Source organism: Desulfovibrio sp. SGI.169 (assembly GCF_050313595.1).
Taxonomy (GTDB): Bacteria; Desulfobacterota; Desulfovibrionia; order Desulfovibrionales; family Desulfovibrionaceae; genus Desulfovibrio.
In genome coordinates this window covers 128,379-145,175 of the sequence record NZ_JBNPLS010000004.1, presented here as the reverse complement: position 1 = coordinate 145,175, position 16,797 = coordinate 128,379, and the positions used below count along the sequence as shown (strand labels likewise).

The 16,797-nt window shown below is 65.0% G+C and carries 12 protein-coding genes; 8 read left to right on the top strand and 4 right to left on the bottom strand.

Features of this window, described 5'->3' with window-relative positions; translation table 11 throughout:
- Window positions 1-318: 318 nt before the first annotated feature.
- A complete protein-coding gene (locus ACQRA4_RS03770; protein ID WP_427821748.1) occupies window positions 319-969 on the top strand; it encodes a precorrin-8X methylmutase in 651 nt (216 codons plus the stop codon).
- Here the strand turns inward: ACQRA4_RS03770 and ACQRA4_RS03765 are convergent.
- The gene (locus ACQRA4_RS03765) at window positions 932-1,807 is read right to left on the bottom strand and encodes a hypothetical protein (protein WP_427821747.1); all 876 of its coding nucleotides are present in this window, start codon (window positions 1,805-1,807) and stop codon (window positions 932-934) included. The two genes, ACQRA4_RS03770 and ACQRA4_RS03765, sit on opposite strands and share 38 nt — an antisense overlap.
- A gap of 125 nt (window positions 1,808-1,932) precedes the next feature.
- On the opposite strand from ACQRA4_RS03765, the gene ACQRA4_RS03760 reads away from it, so the two are divergent.
- Genes ACQRA4_RS03760 through ACQRA4_RS03745 form a run of 4 tightly spaced genes read left to right on the top strand, consistent with a single transcriptional unit; the run spans window position 1,933 to window position 9,305 of the window.
- Window positions 1,933-2,952 carry an NAD-dependent epimerase gene (locus tag ACQRA4_RS03760; RefSeq protein WP_427821746.1) on the top strand — a complete coding sequence of 340 codons (1,020 nt, stop codon included), beginning with the start codon at window positions 1,933-1,935 and terminating at the stop codon, window positions 2,950-2,952.
- On the top strand, window positions 2,949-5,129 hold the full coding sequence (locus ACQRA4_RS03755; protein WP_427821745.1) for a peptidase U32 family protein: 2,181 nt from the start codon (window positions 2,949-2,951) through the stop codon (window positions 5,127-5,129). Before ACQRA4_RS03760 ends, ACQRA4_RS03755 begins: the two co-directional genes overlap by 4 nt.
- 52 nt (window positions 5,130-5,181) lie before the next feature.
- Window positions 5,182-6,006 carry a tRNA1(Val) (adenine(37)-N6)-methyltransferase gene (locus ACQRA4_RS03750; RefSeq protein WP_427821744.1) on the top strand — a complete coding sequence of 275 codons (825 nt, stop codon included), beginning with the start codon at window positions 5,182-5,184 and terminating at the stop codon, window positions 6,004-6,006.
- An 8-nt stretch (window positions 6,007-6,014) separates the two neighbouring features.
- Complete coding sequence (locus tag ACQRA4_RS03745) at window positions 6,015-9,305, top strand: UvrD-helicase domain-containing protein (RefSeq protein ID WP_427821743.1); 3,291 nt, start codon at window positions 6,015-6,017, stop codon at window positions 9,303-9,305.
- 110 nt (window positions 9,306-9,415) lie between these two features.
- Here the strand turns inward: ACQRA4_RS03745 and ACQRA4_RS03740 are convergent, their stop codons facing one another.
- The 3 genes from ACQRA4_RS03740 to ACQRA4_RS03730 form a co-directional block, all read right to left on the bottom strand.
- On the bottom strand, window positions 9,416-9,667 hold the full coding sequence (locus tag ACQRA4_RS03740) for a hypothetical protein (protein ID WP_427821742.1): 252 nt from the start codon (window positions 9,665-9,667) through the stop codon (window positions 9,416-9,418).
- Window positions 9,668-9,804: 137 nt separating this feature from the next.
- The gene (locus ACQRA4_RS03735; RefSeq protein ID WP_427821741.1) at window positions 9,805-11,238 is read right to left on the bottom strand and encodes a sigma-54-dependent transcriptional regulator; all 1,434 of its coding nucleotides are present in this window, start codon (window positions 11,236-11,238) and stop codon (window positions 9,805-9,807) included.
- Window positions 11,238-13,586 carry an ATP-binding protein gene (locus ACQRA4_RS03730; protein WP_427821740.1) on the bottom strand — a complete coding sequence of 783 codons (2,349 nt, stop codon included), beginning with the start codon at window positions 13,584-13,586 and terminating at the stop codon, window positions 11,238-11,240. Before ACQRA4_RS03730 ends, ACQRA4_RS03735 begins: the two co-directional genes overlap by 1 nt.
- 233 nt (window positions 13,587-13,819) lie before the next feature.
- Between ACQRA4_RS03730 and ACQRA4_RS03725 the strand changes: the two genes are divergently transcribed.
- The 3 genes from ACQRA4_RS03725 (at window position 13,820) to ACQRA4_RS03715 (ending at window position 16,734) form a co-directional block, all read left to right on the top strand.
- The gene (locus ACQRA4_RS03725) at window positions 13,820-14,287 is read left to right on the top strand and encodes a NapC/NirT family cytochrome c (protein WP_427821739.1); all 468 of its coding nucleotides are present in this window, start codon (window positions 13,820-13,822) and stop codon (window positions 14,285-14,287) included.
- Complete coding sequence (locus ACQRA4_RS03720; RefSeq protein WP_427821738.1) at window positions 14,280-15,845, top strand: ammonia-forming cytochrome c nitrite reductase subunit c552; 1,566 nt, start codon at window positions 14,280-14,282, stop codon at window positions 15,843-15,845. The genes ACQRA4_RS03725 and ACQRA4_RS03720 overlap by 8 nt, the downstream gene beginning before the upstream one ends.
- A gap of 391 nt (window positions 15,846-16,236) precedes the next feature.
- Window positions 16,237-16,734 (top strand): C40 family peptidase, encoded by a 498-nt coding sequence (locus ACQRA4_RS03715; protein WP_427821737.1) that lies wholly within the window; start codon window positions 16,237-16,239, stop codon window positions 16,732-16,734.
- The last annotated feature ends 63 nt before the right edge of the window (window positions 16,735-16,797 follow it).

Here is a 16,797-nt window from a genome sequence, read left to right as displayed (position 1 = left end):
TTGAAAAAGGCATGATTTTCCGGCGGCCGCGAGAGCGGACGCCCGCGCCAACGCGTCTGAAAAGCGCGTTTTTCAGGCGCTTGCCCCGCCCTGCGGGGAAGTGCGGCGTCGCTTTTGAAGCGCAAATTTCAAAAGCAAAATACTCTAGTGTCTGATTGCAAAAATTCCGCGAAGAATTTTTGCGGGATCGTTCGTGAAAAAACGTGGTTTTTCGCTCAGTCACGGCGGCTACGCCGCCGCAAAACCCCTGCTAGTTTTGTAATGTGTCTACTTTTGCAAGTAGAGACTGGAATGCGCTCATTGCAACACGAGGCAAGCATGTCCCGGAATATTGTGCTGGACCCGGCCGCCACGCCGCAGGCCATCGAAAACCGTTCCTTTGCGATTATTGACGCGGAAATTCCGGAACCGCGCCCCTTTCGGGGGGCGCTCTGGCAGGTGGCCCGGCGTTGCGTGCACACCCTGGGCGATACGGAAATCATTGCGGATTTGCGCCTGAGCGAAAAGGGTCTCGCAGCGGGCGTGGAGGCCCTGCGCCACGGCTGCGCGGTCTTTACAGACACGCGCATGGCCGCCGCCGGTCTGCCCACGCGCCGCATGGCCCCCCTGGGCGTCACGGTGACGCCGCTCATGGCCCTGCCGGGCCTGGAAGAAACGGCGCGGCGGCTGGGCGTCACCCGTTCCCGCGCGGGCGTGGCGGCCGTGGCGGACAGGCTGGCGGGACAGATCATGCTCATCGGCAACGCGCCCACGGCCCTGCTGGCCCTGCTGGAGGCGCTGGAGCGCGGCGCGCCCGCGCCCGCCCTGATTGTGGGCATGCCGGTGGGCTTTGTGAACGCGGCCCAGTCCAAGCAGTTGCTCCACCAGAGCCCCTGGCCGCACTTCACCCTGCTGGGCCGCAAGGGCGGTTCAGCCGTGGCCGCCGCCTGCGTCAACGCTCTGGCGGAACTGGCCCTGACCCGGAAATAGCCGTTTCTTCGTCCGCGCCCGCGCTCTCCGCGAGCGCGGCGCGCTCCTGGGCATCCGGCGTCGCGCCGTCCACATCCAGCACCGGCGGCAGTGCCTTCGCGCTTTCCGCCGACACCAGCATGGCGCGCTGCCGCTCATTCGACGGCAAGGGCACGCAGCCTTTGTCCACAAGCACAATGCCGGTGCGCTCAAGCACTTCCCGCCGAAAGGCGTATTCCTGCTCCATGCGGCGCTGGCGGTAGGCGAACCAGCGCTGGATCAGAAAGCAGACAGCCAGAAGACCCGTCGCGCTGCCCGCTATCCAGGGAATATACGGCATCAGCGCGCCGCCCAGACTGGCCAGGGCGGAAAAAGCCCCGTCCACGAAAAAAAGCCCCGCGCCCAGCAGCAGGATGCCCAGCAGCAAAACCACGGTGGGCGCGCTACGCACCATAGCGTAGAAATGCCGTAAACGCTCGGGCACAGCCTCACTTTCCAGGTTGCCCGCCTCGCCCTCCCGTTCCCCGTCCAGCGTATGGGAAAGCCAGCGGCCCGTCAGATGCACCACCAGCAGAAGCGCCACGGGCGCAAGCACCGAGGCAAGCGCCCAGACCAGCCAGGGAAAGCGCGCCACGGGCGGCCCGCCCGGCGTCTGCGGCGCGGCGTGCATCAGCCCGTAAAAAAAGCACACGCCGCCCACGATCATTTCCACAAAAAGCACGGCAACCAGCAGATAAAACAGCGTGTCCCTGCGCTCCCCGGCATACCAGGGCTGGGCGCGGCCACGCGTGGCCTCGCGGGCATTCGGCCGGGCACGGTCGGGGGAAGTTTGCGATGAATGCTCAGGCGACGCTTTCATATGCACCTCAATGCCATATGCCACAGCATACGTGTCCGCCCGCCATCCGGCAAGTGCCGCCATAGCCTGCCCTTGCCCCCGGGGGCCATCTGGCTTACCTTGTGGCGACACGCAAAGGGGGCGACATGCATGTTCTGGTAACCGGCGTAGCGGGCTTCATCGGCTATCATCTGGCCCGGCGGCTGCTGGCCGACGGGCATACGGTGGTGGGCATGGACAATTGCAACGACTATTATGACGTGCAATTGAAAAAAGACCGGCTGTCCAGCCTGGAGGCCATGCCCGAAGCGCGCGGGCGCTTTCGCTTTGAACTTCTCGATCTGGCTGACGCGGACGGCATGGCCGGGCTGTTCCGGCGCGAGCGCTTCAGCCATGTGGTCAATCTGGCGGCCCAGGCCGGCGTGCGCTACAGCCTGAAAAATCCCGCCTCCTACGTCAACGCCAATCTGGTCGGTTTCGGCAATCTGCTGGAGGGCTGCCGCCACGGCGGCGTGGAACACCTGCTCTTCGCCTCATCCTCCTCGGTCTATGGCCTTAACGCCGCCCGGCCCTACTCCGTGCGCCACAATGTGGACCATCCGGCAAGTCTCTATGCGGCCACCAAGAAGAGCAACGAACTCATGGCCCATGCGTACAGCCATCTCTACCGCCTGCCCTGCACGGGACTGCGCTTCTTCACCGTCTACGGCCCCTGGGGCCGCCCGGACATGGCTTTGCACCTTTTCACCACGGCCATTGTGCGCGGCGAGCCCATCAAGGTTTTCAACGAAGGGCGCATGCGCCGCGACTTCACCTATATCGACGATATTGTGGAAGGCGTGGCGCGCCTGCTGCCCCTGACCGCGACGCCAAACCCGGCCTTTGACGCCGCCTCGCCGGATCCGGCCTCCAGCTCCGCGCCCTGGCGCGTCTACAATATCGGCAACAACCAGGCTGTGGAGCTGAACGAATTCATCGCCGTGCTGGAAGAGGCCCTGGGCAAGACCGCCCTCAAGGAAATGCTGCCCATGCAGCCCGGAGACGTGGAAGCCACCTGGGCCGACATCGACGCCCTGACCGCGGTCACCGGCTTTGCGCCGGTGACGCCCCTGCGCGAAGGCATAGCCCGCTTTGTGGACTGGTATAAAGAGTATTACAAAATATGAGCACACAGGACATCTTACCCGCCGCCATGCCGCGTAAACCGGAAATTCTGGCTCCGGCCGGCGACGCGCCCTCTTTTCTGGCGGCTCTGGCCGCCGGGGCCGATGCCGTTTATCTGGGGCTGAAGCATTTTTCCGCCCGCATGCAGGCGGAGAATTTTGGCCTTGCCGAGCTGTCCCGCCTTACAGACCTGGCCCACGCCGAAAACGCGCGCGTGTATGTGGCCATGAATACCCTGATCAAACCCGGCGAAAGCGCCGCCGCCTACCGCCTGGTCGCGCGCCTGGCTCGCCAGGTGCGCCCGGACGGACTGATCATTCAGGATCTGGCCATGCTGGATCTGGCGCGGCAGGCCGGTTTCGAGGGGGGGCTGTTTTTGTCCACTCTGGCTAACCTGACCCATCCCGAAGCCTTGCTTCAGGCGAAAGCCCTGGGCGCTGACCGGGCGATTCTGCCGCGTGAACTGTCCATTGACGAGATTCGGCGCATGGGCGAAGCCTGCCCGGACGGCCTTGATCTGGAATGCTTCATCCACGGGGCGCTGTGCTATTGCGTATCCGGGCGTTGCTACTGGTCCAGCTATATGGGCGGCAAAAGCGGCCTGCGCGGCCGTTGCGTGCAGCCCTGCCGCCGTGTTTACCGTCAGGGCGGCGCGGCCTTGCAGGCCCTTTTCCGCAATGCGGAAAATGACGGGCGGGACGCCGCCCGCCAGGACGGGAAAAAAACGCGGGAGAACCGCAACGGGCGCTCCGCCCGCGAAATCCGCCCCTTTGAGAGTGATGGCGCCGCGCGCCGTTCCCCCCGGCCGCCGCGCGGCAAGGAGCGCAGCGGCCGCTTTTTCTCCTGTCTGGATCTTTCGCTGGATGTGCTGGCCAAAACCCTTCTGGGCATTCCCCATCTGGCCTCCTGGAAAATCGAGGGCCGCAAAAAAGGCCCGCATTACGTCTACCATGTGGTCACGGCCTACCGTATGCTGCGCGACCATGCGGGCGACCCCAAGGCGCGCAGAACCGCCGAGGAAATTCTGGGCATGGCGCTGGGTCGGCCCGGCAGCCGGGCGCGCTTTCTGCCACAGAAAAACAGCGTGCCCACCACGCCCGACGGACAGACCAGTTCGGGTTTGCTGGCGGGCAAAATTCGTGTGGAGCCAGACGGTCGCCTGCTGCTCAAACCGCATTTTGAACTCCTGCCGCAGGACTACCTGCGCATAGGCGTGGAGGATGAGCGCTGGCACGCCACCCTGCCGGTGACCCGCCGCGTTCCCAAGGCCGGGAGCCTGGTCTTGCGTCTGCCCAGGCACAAAACGCCCAGGGCCGGCACGCCGGTTTTCCTCATTGACCGGCGCGAGCCGGAACTGATGCAGGCGCTCAAACCCTGGCTGGCCCGACTGGAGGCCCTGCCCGGTCGTTCCAGCGAAGCTGTGGACAGCGCCCCCCGCCTGCCCGCGCCCGTCAAATCCCGCCCCAGGGCGGACATGCTCTTGCGCGCCGCCCTGCCGCAGGGGCGCGAAACGCGCGGCGGCCGCAATCAATTGCTGGCGCTCTGGCTTTCGCCGCGCAGCGCGGAAATTTCGCGCACGGTGGCCCCGCGTGTGGCCTGGTGGCTGCCGCCTGTGCTCTGGCCGGAAGAAGAGGACGGCCTGCGCCGGATGATCACCCGGCTCTGGCGCGAAGGGGCGCGCCATTTTGTCTGCAACGCGCCCTGGCAGCGCGGCTTTTTTCCGGCGCAACTGCCCGATGACGCGGATCTGCTGGCCGGGCCCTTCTGTAATGCGGCCAACGCTCCGGCGCTGGGCGTGCTGGCGGGCATGGGCTTTGCCGGGGCCTTTGTCAGCCCGGAGCTGGCCCGCGAAGACCTGCTGGCCCTGCCAGGGCAAAGCCCCCTGCCGCTGGGCATGGTGCTCAGCGGTTTCTGGCCCGTGGGCCTCAGCCGCTTCGGCCTGCTGGGCGTCAAGGCCAACGAACCGTTTATGAGCCCCAAGGGCGAGGTGTTCTGGGCCCGGCAGTACGGCGGCAATATCTGGCTCTACCCCGGCTGGCCCTTGGACCTCATGACCAAGCGGCAAGAGCTGACGGCCGCTGGTTACGGCTTTTTTGTCCATATTCAGGAAAACCCGCCCGCCGGGCTGCCGGAAGCGCGACGCCAGGGCCTGTTTAACTGGGACGGCGCGTTGCTGTAAGGCATGGCATGCGGGGCGACGGCATGACGCACGACGCTGTAAGAATCAGACTTTGCTAGAACGGGAAGCACATACGCCAGAAAGCGTCAGCGCGGCCCGCGCCGCTTTCCCGCGAGGTCTGGCGCAGCCCGGCGGGGCATTGCGCTTCGGCCTGGACGCCTTGTTGCTGGCGGCCTTCGCGGCCCGGCATTGCGAGGAACGCCGCGCCCGCCTCTTCAGGGCGGGGCCCCGGGCCCTGGCGCTCTCTGTTGCGGAACTGGGTTGCGGTTGCGGCGCGGCCCTGCTGGGCCTGGCCCTGCGCTGCCCCGAAACGCGCGGGCTGGGCCTGGAGCGTGAGCCGGCCTTGCTGGAGGCGGCCAGCCGCAATGCCCGCGCACTGGGGCTGGAGCGCAGGCTGCTCTTCCGGGCGGCGGACCTCGCGGCCCCTCTGCCGGAAGAAGACGGAACGCGCGACCTGGTGCTGGCCAACCCGCCCTACGGCCTGCCGGGCCAGGGCAGGGCGTCGCCCTCGGCGCTGCGGGAGCGCGCCCTGCGCGACGCCGGGGCCCTGCATGTTTTCTGCCGCGCCGCCGCCAGACTGCTGCGCCACCATGGGCATTTTTTCTGCATTTTCGAGGCGCGCTCCCTGCCCCGGCTTTGCGCGGCCCTTGAAGAGGCGCATCTGGGCCTGCGCCGGATTATTCCCGTGCGGCCCCACAGGCGCGGCCCGGCCACGCGCCTGCTGGCTGAAGCCCGTAAAAACGCGGCCCCGGAACTGCGCCTGGAAGCTCCGCTGACCCTGCACCGCCAGCAGCCTGGGGCAACGGCGCGCACATTCCCCCTCTGGACGGCGCGGGCGCTGACCTTCTGCCCCTGGCTGGCCGCCGCCACAACATGAGGTGAGACATGCATTTTATTGCTGATCTGCACATCCACTCGCGTTTTTCCCGCGCCACCAGCAAGGCGCTCACCCCCCGCCATCTGGCGGCCTGGGCGCGCTGCAAGGGCATCGACGTGCTGGGCTCCGGCGACTTCACCCATCCGCAATGGCGGGCGGAATTGCGCGAACATCTGGCCTTTGACGAGGCCAGCGGCCTCTATCGCCTGAAAGGCGAGCCGGAACGGCTGGAAATTCTGGCCGGCGCGCAGCCCCGCCCCCATGCGGACAGTCAGGGGCCGCTGTTCTGCCTTCAGACGGAGATCAGCTCCATTTACAAACGCCACGGCAAAGTGCGCAAGGTGCACAACCTGGTTTTTGCGCCGGATATGGACGCCGCGGACCGTCTTTCCGAACGTCTGGCCCAGATCGGCAATCTCAATTCCGACGGGCGGCCCATTCTGGGTCTGGACTCGCGGGACTTGCTGGAAATCGTGCTGGAAACCTCGCCCCAGGCCGTGCTGGTTCCCGCCCATGTCTGGACTCCCTGGTTTGCCCTGTTCGGCTCCAAGTCCGGTTTTGACCGGCTGGAAGACTGCTTCGCCGACCTTTCGGAACATATTTTCGCCCTGGAAACCGGCCTTTCTTCGGACCCAGCCATGAACCGCCTCATCAGCCGCCTGGACGGCTACGCCCTGATTTCCAATTCCGACGCCCATTCCGGGGCCAACCTGGGGCGCGAGGCCAATCTTTTCGCCGGGCCGCCCTCCTATGCGGGCATGTTCGAGGCCCTGCGCGCCACAGCCCAGCGCGAGCCGCAGGACGGCCTGACCTGCCGTTTTCTGGGCACCATGGAGTTTTACCCCGAAGAAGGCAAATACCATCTGGACGGACACCGCGCCTGCAATGTGGCGCTGGAACCGCGCGAGGCCCTGGCCCTGAACAATATCTGCCCGGTCTGCGGCAAACCGCTGACCGTGGGCGTGCTGCACCGCGTGCTGGAACTGGCCGACCGCGAGACGCCCGCGCAGTTGCCGCTGGAGCCGGAAGCCCGCCCCCTGATTCCCCTGCCGGAAATAGTGGGCGAAATTCTGGGCGCGGGCCCCTCTTCGCGCAAGGTGCAGGATCGCTACAGCCGCCTGCTGCGCGAACTGGGGCCGGAGCTGGACATCCTCTGCCGCCTGCCGGAAGCGGATATCCGCGCCCACTGGGAACCTCTGGGCGAAGCTGTGGCCCGCATGCGGCGCGGCCAGGTGATCCGCCGGGGCGGCTTTGACGGCCAATACGGCGTGGCGCGCGTGTTCGCGCCCGAGGAATTGCGCGACGCGCGCGGCGGTCAAAGCCTGCCCGGGCTGCGCCCCGGACATCCGCGCAAGAACGCGCGCCCCGCGCAGGGCGACGGCAATGCCCTTTCGCTCCTGAGCCTGGCAAGGCCCGCGCCTGTACAACAAAACGCCGTAACGCCGGACGCTCCCTCCACGGCGGCGTTTTCCAAGGAGCAGGAGGCGGCCCTGCGCGCCGGGCCGGGCCCGGTTCTGATTCTGGCCGGGCCCGGCGCGGGCAAGACGCGCGTGCTCGTCGGCCGCCTGCAACGCCTGCTTGAAGAAGGCTTGCCGCCCCAGGAGCTGCTGGCCGTTACCTTTACCCGCCGCGCCGCCGGAGAATTGCGGGAACGTCTGGGCGCGGCCCCGCCCCGCCGCGACGCCCTGCCGCAGTGCGACACGCTGCACGGCCTGGCCTGGGGCCTGTTGCGCGCGGCCGAGCCGCAAAGCCTGCTGCTGGCCGAGGACGCGGCTTTTCGCCTGTTCAGCGCGGCCAATGCGGATATGCCCGCGCGGCGCTTGCGCGCGCTCTGGGACGCCCTGAGCCTGGCCCGCGAAACGCGGCAAACGCCGCCCCCTGGCAGCGAACTGGCCAAAGCCGCCGCCCGCTACAGCCAGCGCAAGAATGCCCGGCATGATATGCGTTATGTGGACTATGCCGACCTGCTGGACTGGCTGCTGGCGCATGCCGCCGGACTGAACGGCCGCTGGCGGCATGTGCTGGTGGACGAGGCGCAGGACCTTTCCCCCGTGCAGCTGGCCGTGATACGCGCCCTGCTGCCGCCCGACGGCCAGGGCTTTTTCGGCATCGGCGACCCGGATCAGGCCATCTACGGCTTTCGCGGAGCCACGGGCCAGAGCGAGGCCTCCCTGCGCGCCTGCTGGCCGGGGCTTGCGGTCTACAGGCTGGGGCGCAGCTACCGCGCCAGCCAGGATGTACTGGACATGGCCCAGAATCTTTTGCAGGGCCGGGGTCAGTGCGGCCCCCTGCGCGCGGCCCGGTCGCTGCAAGCCCAGCTTCAGCTTTTCGCCGCTCCGGACGAGCGGGCCGAAGCCCGCTGGCTGGCCGGGCGCGTGCAGCGTCTTATAGGGGCCACAGCCCACACCCTGTTGGATCAGGCCCAGCAACGCCCCGGCCTCACTGAGCTGGACAACTGCCTGTCGCCGGGCGACGTGGCTGTACTGGTGCGGCTCAAAGCCCAGATTCCGCCTCTGCGCGCGGCCCTGGAACAGGCTGGCGTGCCGTGCGCGGCCCCGGCGCAGGAGGCATTCTGGCAGGAGCCGGCCTGCGCCCGCCTGCTGACCCTGGCCGCAGAGCATTGCGGTTTTGCGGAGATTGCGCCGGCCCCGCCGGAAAGAACGGAACACGCCAACCTGCCGGCGGGAGAGGCCGCCCCGCCCTGGCCCGCCGGCTCTCTGCCCCGCCCGCAAGACATGGCCGCCTGGCTGAATGCGCAGCCCTGGGCCGGTGAACTTTTTTGCCAGAGCCCCCAATGGCGTTCGCTTTGCCGTCTCTGGCGGGAATGCGGCGACTGGCGGGCCCTGTTCCAGCGGCTGGCCTGGCTGCATGAGGCGGAACTGGCGCGCGCCAAGGCCGAGCAGGTTCAGCTGCTCACCCTGCACGCTTCCAAGGGGCTGGAGTTTCAGGCGGTCTTTTTGCCTGGTCTGGAAAGCGGCCTGCTGCCGCTGCGGCGGGAACTGCTGTTTGAAAAAGAGGCCGCGGAGGCGGAAAATCAGGACAGTCAGGAGGCCCGCGACGCGCGGCTGATGGGGGAGCTGGCCGAGGAGCGCCGCCTGCTCTATGTGGGGCTGACCCGCGCCGCGCGCGCGCTGTTTGTGAGCTATTGCGCCCGCCGCACGCTGTACGGCAAAAGGCTGCGCCTCGCGCCTTCGCCCTTTCTGGCCCGGATTCGCGACTTTTGCCGCCAGAGCACCCTGACGCCGCACACGCGCAAATCAGAAGAGCATCTTTCGCTCCTGCCCGGGCTGAAGAGCTGACGCGCGCGCTTCCGGCAACGGCGCAACACGCGGCAGGCCCCGCCCGGGGCGGAACATGGCGGGCGCAGGGGGAACACGCCTTCCCCGCCTGTCTTCGGCGTTCCCGCCCGCTATTCCTCAAGCCAGGAATCGTCTTCCAGAATCTTGTAACCGCGCGCCGTGAGGTAGAAAACGCCGTCCACCTCTTCCACCAGACCGGTGACCTCCACAGCCACGCTGACCTCATCGGCCAGGTCCACGCCGGCCCCGCGCGGCATTACGCGGTATTCCACGTCATCCTGCACCACAGCCACCCTGGCCTGGCGCTCATCCTGCGGCACAGCCGCCACATAGCCTTTTACAGTAACAGGACTCTTGTTCATGCGCTGACGTTGCCTCTGCAAGGTTTTTTCGGGCTATAGCGTCTTTTATGGCATGAGGCAAGAGACGCGGGGAGGCCCGCCGGCTTGCGCCGCCGGCCGCGACCGTTTTCAGCCGACGCGCGGCGCGCTTTTTGGGTTCAGATGTGGTATTTCCTGATCAGCTCGTACCAGTGCCCGCGCGAAATGCCCGCCAGAGCGGCGGCCCGGCGCGCATCGCCCGCGCTTACGGCCATGACCCGGCGCACATATTCCTCTTCCGCGCGGGCCTTCCAGTCGCGCAGGCTGGGCAATGCCGCAGCCGCGCCTTGCTCCGGGCCCAGGCTGTCGCCCGCGTAAGCCGGGGCCGCGTCCCGCGCCTGGGGGGGCGCTGCCTCCGCGGCCCGCTCCCGTCCCCTGCTTACCCGGCTTCTGGTCACGGCCACCCGCATCTGGGTAGGCAGATGGCCGGGCAAAATCAGTTCGCCCTGCCCGGCGGCCAGGCAGGAGCGTTCCAGCGCGTGAATCAGTTCGCGCACATTGCCGGGCCAGTGATATTCCATCAGCATGTCCAGCGCGGGCTCGGCCAAAAGCTTTTCGGGCAGATCGTTTCGCAGGCAGAAGGCGGTGACGGCCTGGCGGGCCAGTGAAGGGATTTCATCGCGGCGTTCGCGCAGAGGCGGAATCACAATGCTAATGCCCTGAAGCCGGTAGAGCAGATCACCGCGAAACTGGCCGCCGCGCGCCATGCCCTCCAGATCGCGGTTGGTGGCGGCCACCAGCCGGAAGTCGCTGTCCACCTCGCGCACCTCGCCCACCGGGCGGAAACGGCGCAGCTCAAGAGCGCGCAGAAAAGCGCCCTGCATGGCCAGAGGCAGATCGCCCACCTCATCCAGAAAGAGCGTGCCCCTGTGCGCGGCCAGCAAAAGCCCCTCGCGAGCGCGCTCCGCGCCGGTAAAAGCCCCCCGGCTGTGGCCGAAGAGATGGCTTTCCACCAGCGTTTCCGGCAAGGAGGCGCAATCAACGGTCACAAAGGGCCGGGCCGCGCGGTTGCTGTTGCGAAAAAGCGCCCTGGCGAACAGCTCTTTGCCCACGCCGGTTTCACCCGTAATCAGAACGTTGACTTCACTCTGGGCGGCCTGGGCCAGCAGTTTGAGGGCCCGCGTCATGCCAGGGCCGGAACCCAGAATATGCCCGCTGTCCACCTTCAGTTCCGCCGGGCACGGCTTGCGCCCCTGGCGGAAAGCCAGAACATGCCGCAGGCATTGCTCAATATCGCGGATTTTCAGAGGCTTGCTCAGAAACTCCCAGGCCCCGGAGCGCAAGGCGGCTTCCGCCGCGTCGCCGTCGCCGTGCCCGGTAATGACGACAATATCCGGCTTGTGGGGCAGGTGGGCAAATTCGCTTTGAAATTCCAGGCCATTGCCGTCCGGCAGCCAGGCGTCCAGCAGCACCACGTCCACGCCCCGGCGGCCCAGACTGAGACCGTCCTTGAGCGTCGCGGCGCAGACGGCTTCATGCCCCAGACGCGTGCAGACCACCTCCACCATGGTGCGCATCAAAGCCTCATCGTCCACCACCAGTATGCGCGCCATTATGCTTTCCCCCGCTCATTGCCGCTTGCGCCTTTCCGTTCGCTTTTGTTCGCGCAGGCGGCGTCCAGCGCTTCCAGGGCCTCCCGCATGGCATGGGCCAGTTCGCTCGCGACGACAAAAAGATGCGCGTCTTCCGCTTGTTCCGCCCGCGAGGCGGCGGCGCGCAGACGCATCAGCCGCATGACGCCCGCCGAACTTTTGCAGGTGTGGGCCAGCCGGCGCAGTTCGCGCGCGTTTCGAACCGATATGGCTTTCTTCACCCGCGCCAGCGTGTTACGCAAGTCTTCACGCGACACCGCAAGCAAACGGCAAAATATTTCCATATCTCCATCCATGTCCGCCAGGGCGGCCTCACGCTCCCAGAGCCGCGTTTCAGCCGCGCATTTGTCAGCCCGCCGCCCAACGGACGCTTTTTCTTCACCTTCTTTTGCGCCGTCATGCCCTTCAAGCAGGGCGGAAAGCCCCTGGCGCAACGCCGCGAAAGAAAGCGGTTTGAGCAGAATGACGTCAGGGCGCAGCTCACGGCAGCTTTCTTCAGCCTCGCTGTCCAGCGCGGCCGTATACAAAGCCACACGCTGCTTTGGAGAAACAGCGGTCTGCCCCCGGCGAATGCGCCGCAGCACCTCCAGCCCGTCCGGCGCGGGCATGCGCGCGTCCAGCAGCACCACATCCCAGGTCTGACCGACGGCCCCGGCATCGCCGTCATTCAGCGCGTTCAGGGTCGCCCGGCCATCCGCCGTCATGCGCACCAGCGCGCCTTCCCGGCGCAGGGCCTGTTTCAGAAAATACCGGGCGGCGGCATTGTCTTCGGCGACCAGAATACGGCGTCCGGCCAGCGAGCCGGAGAGCGAAGCCCGGCTGTCTGCCCGCTGGCTGGCGCGTTCCGCCGCCTTGGCGTCGGCCCTTGCATTTTGCCCTTTTACGCGCAGCGCCACCTCCAGCGTGAAGCGCGAACCGCGCCCGGCTTCGGAAGCGACCCGCACATCCCCGCCCATACGCCGGGCAATGGTGCGGGCGATGTTCAGGCCCAACCCCGTACCCGGCTTGCCGTCCGCATGCGAGCCTCGCTGAAAGCTTTCAAAAATCCGCTTCAGTTCATCCGGCTGAAGGCCCGGTCCGCTGTCCCTCACATGCAGGCGCAGACGCAGACGGTTTACTGGCGCATTTGCCGCTTCCGCCTCCAGCCGCACATGCCCCCGCTCAGTAAACTTGACCGCATTGCTGATAAGGTTGCCCAGGGCCTGACGCAGCCGGAACGCGTCGCCCCACAGGCAGTCCGGCACGGATGCGGGCATGTCCAGTTCCAGCCGCAGCCCTTTGGCCTCGGCGGCGGGCTGATACAGCTCAAGACATTGCGAAAGCGCGGCCCGCAGACTGAACGGCTTTTCGCGCAGGGGCAGCGCCCCCTGTTCCAGGGCCGCGTAATCCGTAATATCGCTGACCATTTCCAGCAGGGCGTCTCCGGCCTGCGCCAGATACCGCAGAGCGCGCCTTTTTTCCGGCTCGGCGGCGTCATTGCGCCGCAACAGTTCGCTCATCCCCAGAATGGCGGTGAGCGGCGTGCGCATGTCATGACTCAGCCGGGCCATGAAGGCGCTTTTCATCCGGCTTGTTTCCTCGGCCTGCCAACGGCGTCGGGCCAGGTTAAGGGTAAGCCCGCCGATGGCCAGCATGCCCGTGAGGGCCAGCAGGGCATAGACAAGCCGCATATCCGCCTTCTGCCGGGCGGCGTTGCGCAAATACTCTGTGGCGTCCTGGCTGACGCTGATGCCGCCGAGCACCTCGCCCAGGCGGCTTTGCACATGACAGCGCAGACAGCTCTGCTGCGCCGTCAGCACGGCGAGCAGGCGCAGGCGGCCCTGCCCGCGTTCATCCGGCGGACTGAAAATCTCCTGACGGCCTTCGACGCACTGGCTGAGGGCCTCGCCCTCCCAGATGTCGGACTGGTTTTCCGGGCGCAGGGGCTTATGCCCGATAACCGCGATTCTGATGCCCGGCCAGGTGCTGCGTTCGGCAAGCTGCCGGCTCATATAGGCGGGGTTCATCAGCACAAGGGTGCGGCCATCGGCGGTTTTGAGCGCGCGCTCATGGGGCGGCAGCCAAGGGTTGGGCCTGCCGTACTCGCTTTCAGGCACATAGACCCCGCCGTGCGCCGCGTTCCAGTTGCGCGCATCCAGCAGTTGCCGGGCCACGGTGGAAAGCCGGGTGCGCTCCAGTTCCAGTCGGTGGTTTTCGCCCACATGCGCGGCGTGTCGGTACAGGCCCAGCGTCAGACCCAGCCAGAGCAGGCTGGCCAGCACGGGCAGCCAGAACAGGCGAAAAAGTCTCCCGGCTGTGTGATGCGCCATGTTTCCTCCGGGGAGCATATGGGGCACGACCGTCATCTTTTTCTGACTTTTTGTCTTTTTTTTCTGAATAGCGCAAGATTGCTATTGGTTATCATTAACTTTATATATAACTGGCCATTTTTGCAGAGTTTATTTCTCCTCTTTTTCTTTTTTTCTGGCATGTTTTTTGATTTGCAGCCAGAAAGAGCGCCGTCACAGGGACGGCAATGTCGGAGCGAGTGAAGGAGGTTTCTATGGGAACACCCCGCAATGGACCCTGGCTCAAATGGCTGTTGGGCGGCGTTGCGGCGGGCGCGGCGCTTTTTGGCGTGCTGGCCTATGCCATGACGGCAACGGATCAGCGCCCGTTCTGCGCCAGTTGTCATATCATGCAGGAAGCGGCCGTGACCCACAAGCTGGGCATGCACGCCGACCGTTCCTGTAATGAGTGCCACGCCCCGCACAATCTGCTGGCCAAGCTGCCGTTGAAGGCGCAAGCGGGCCTGAGTGACTTCATGGGCAATCTGGCGGGCAAGGATGTGTCGTATCCGGCCAGCGTGACCACCCGTGATGTGGTCAATGAAAATTGCAAGGCCTGTCACGCTCAGACCAACGTCAACGTGGCCAGCATGAGCGCAAAACCGTATTGCGTCGATTGCCACCGCAATGTGGCCCATATGCGCCACAAGCCCATCAGCACAAGGACGGTAGCGTATGAATAAGCATATCTGCAGTATGGCTCTGGCCGTGTCGGTTTTGCTGGGAGCGGCGCTGCTCAGCGGCTGCGAGGATGTTTCGACCGAACTGAAAGCTCCCGTATACAAGACCGGCATCAGCGCGGACGAAACCCGCATTTCCGCATTCAAGGCCGAATTTCCCGATCAGTGCGCCTCATATCAGAAAAATAACGAATCCGAGGTGATGACCGAGTACAAGGGTTCCATCCCCTACCACAAAAACGACAACGTAAATCCTCTGCCCAGGGGCTTCAAGCATGCCCAGCCGTATCTCAAGAATCTCTGGCTGGGCTACCCCTTCATGTACGAGTACAACGAAGCCCGCGGCCATACATACGCCGTGGAAGATTTTGTCAATATTGACCGCATCAACCGCTATGGCGAAAAGGGCATTTTGCCCGCCACCTGCTGGAACTGCAAGACGCCCAAGATGATGACCTGGGTCAAGCAGTACGGCGACGCCTTCTGGTCCAAGGATGTCAATGAATTTCGCGGCAAGGACAAGATTGACGCGATGGATGAGACCATCGGTTGCGCCAACTGCCATAATCCGCAGAACATGGAACTGCGTCTCTATTCCGAGCCGCTCAAGGATTGGCTGAAGCGCAGCAATCAGGATTGGGACAAGCTCTCGCGCAATGAAAAGCGCAGCCTGGTCTGCGCCCAGTGCCATGTGGAATACTATTTCACGCACAAGGACAACGGCCCGGCGGGCAAGCCCGTTTTCCCCTGGGACAAGGGCATGAACCCCGAAGACATGTACCAGTATTACAAGGAACACGGCGCCAAGGGGCCTGACGGCAGGCCCGGCCCCTTCGTTGATTGGGTGCATGCCGCTTCCAAGGTTCCCATGATCAAAATGCAGCATCCTGAATACGAAACATTTCAGGATGGCCCGCATGGCGCGGCCGGCGTTTCCTGCGCGGACTGCCACATGCAGTACCAGCGCATTGACGGCAAAAAGATATCCAGCCACTGGATGACCTCGCCCATGAAGGACAAGGAAATGCGCGCCTGCCGTCAGTGCCATGCCGACAAGACGCCGGAATACCTGCGTGAGCGCGTGCTGTATACACAGCGCAAGACCTTCGACCAACTGCTGAAGGCCGAAGCGCTTTCGGTCAAGGCTCACGAGGCGGTGCGCCTGGCCAACGGCTATGAGGGCCAGCGCGCCGACAATTATGACGCCCTGATGGCCGAGGCGCGGGATATGGTTCGCAAGGGCCAGCTCTTCTGGGATTATGTTTCCGCCGAGAACAGCGTGGGCTTCCATAACCCGGCCAAGGCCCTGGATACGCTGATGGTCTCCATGGAATCCAGCCAGAAGGCCGTTGACCTTGCCGAACAGGCCGCCAATTACGGCATCTCCGCGGCGCTGGCCGGCAATATTGAAACCATAGTGCCGCCGATTCTTGAGATGAGCCGCAAGTTGCAGCAGGATCCCGAATTTCTGCAGAAGAATCCCTGGACGAAGCTGCTTCCCGTGCTGCCCAAGGCTGATCAGGTCTGGAACGGCCAGGAGCGTCTGACCTCCGGCAAATAGCATTCGGGCGCTGAATGACGAGTATTGAGAAAGGGCCCCCGCAGCGCGGGGGCCCTTATTGGTGACAAAGCCCGTTTTGTGGCGTTTGCGTCGTCCAGGCCGCTTGCGAGGCTTGAAAGACATGAAAATCAATCGCCTGTGCGGCGCGGCGAAGCTGCGGCGCGCTTCCGATTTTCGGGCCTGCCGGCAAAAGTCAGCAGCCTCAGGTGACTCCGCGGCGCGGGCTTTTTTTTGCGCTTGTTCTTTCACAACTTATTTTTTGATGCCGCTTTTGTTTGCATTGTTCTTGACTTAAGTTTTCAGCTGAACTGCCGAAAGAATCTGCAGTAGCCTTCTGCAAAGCGCCCTTACCAGAATGTTAAAAAGTTTCTATAGATTATCGAGACTATACATGAAAAGAGAGCGCCACATATTCACGCCTTTCTGGCGCGCCTGCCTGATCGCCCCGCTGCTGGCGGCGCTGTTGACGGGCTGTGGCCTGTTCAGGCCGACGGATAACGGGCCGACGCCTGCCGCGGCGCAGAAAGTGGTGCGCACCGCCTACAGTCAGATGGGCAAAAAATATCGGCTGGGCGGCGCTTCACCGCAAAAGGGCTTTGACTGTTCGGGCCTGATCTGGTGGGCCTACCGGCAGAACGGGCTGAATGTGCCAAGAATCACGGTGGATCAGGCCAAGACCGGCCAGGCCGTGCCAAAAAACCGGGCCCGCCCCGGTGATATTGTGGTCTTTCGCACCAGTCAAAGCCCGCGTGGCCTGCATACCGGCATTTACGCCGGCGGCGACGCCTTTATTCACAGCCCGCGCCGGGGCGAACGCGTGCGCATGGAGAGCATGAACATTCCCTACTGGCGCAGCAAGCTGATTGCCGTGCGCCGCGTTGTGCGCTGAACCGCCTTGCGCTTGCTGACGTAACGTCCCGTGCACTGGGCGCGGGACGTTTTTTGCGCTTGC